This window comes from Methylacidimicrobium cyclopophantes, from assembly GCF_902143385.2.
GTDB lineage: Bacteria > Verrucomicrobiota > Verrucomicrobiia > Methylacidiphilales > Methylacidiphilaceae > Methylacidimicrobium > Methylacidimicrobium cyclopophantes.
Genome location: NZ_CABFUZ020000075.1, coordinates 1 through 848 on the forward strand (window position 1 = coordinate 1; position 848 = coordinate 848).

Genomic DNA, 848 nt, shown 5'->3' on the forward strand with positions numbered 1-848 from the left:
CCCGCCGAGGGGTGGACCTCGGGGAGGATCGAGGCGGGGATCCGGAAGAGGGAGAGGAGCTCCGGGTCCCAGCACCGCTCCGAGAGGTTGTACAAGAGGGTCCTTGACGCGTTCGACTCCTCGGTGGCATGGAGCTTCCCCCCGGAAAGCTTGGCGAGCAGCCAGCTGTCGACCGTCCCGAAGCAGAGGCGATTGAGCGCGCGTGGGAGCTCCGGGAGATGCTCCATGAGCCAGAGGAACTTCGTCCCGGAAAAATAGGGGTTGAGCCGGAGGCCGGTCTTTTCCTGGATGGTCTTTTCCCATCCCTGGGCCTGGAGCCGCGCACAGAGGCCGGAGGAACGGCGATCCTGCCAGACGAGGGCGGGCCCTCGGGGAAGGAGGGTTTTCCTCTCCCAGAGGAGGAAGGTCTCCCTCTGGTTAGCGATGCCGATGGCGGCCACCTGCCGCGGGCTAACCCGCGCCGTTTCGAGGGCTTCTCGGGCCGCGGCTTCCTGGCTCGCCCAGAGCTCTTCGGGATCCTGCTCGACCCATTCGGGCCGGGGGGAGCGGATCGAGACCGGCCTCTGCGCCTGGGCGGCCACCCGGCCCTTCCGGTCGAGGAGCAGGGCTCGGGAGCTGGTCGTTCCTTGATCGAGGGCGAGGAGATAGTCCATGATCCCTGCTTCCTCTCCGACTCCCGGCCGCGCTCAGATCGCGACCACCAATTTCCCGAGAGACTTTCCTTGAAAGAGGAGCGAAAGGGCGGAGGGAGCGTTTTCGAGACCCTCGACGATCGTCTCCCGGTGGCGGAGCTTGCCCTCGGCCGCCCACCGCTCGAGCCGTCCCAGAGCCTCCGGCCACCGGTCGAG

General features: G+C 67.3%; 1 protein-coding gene. It reads right to left on the reverse strand.

What is annotated here, in order from left to right; translation table 11 throughout:
- Positions 1 to 653: FGGY family carbohydrate kinase (locus FN369_RS01390; protein WP_246189474.1), on the reverse strand; the 653-nt coding region annotated here is incomplete at its 3' end.
- Between the last annotated feature and the right edge of the window lie 195 nt (positions 654 to 848).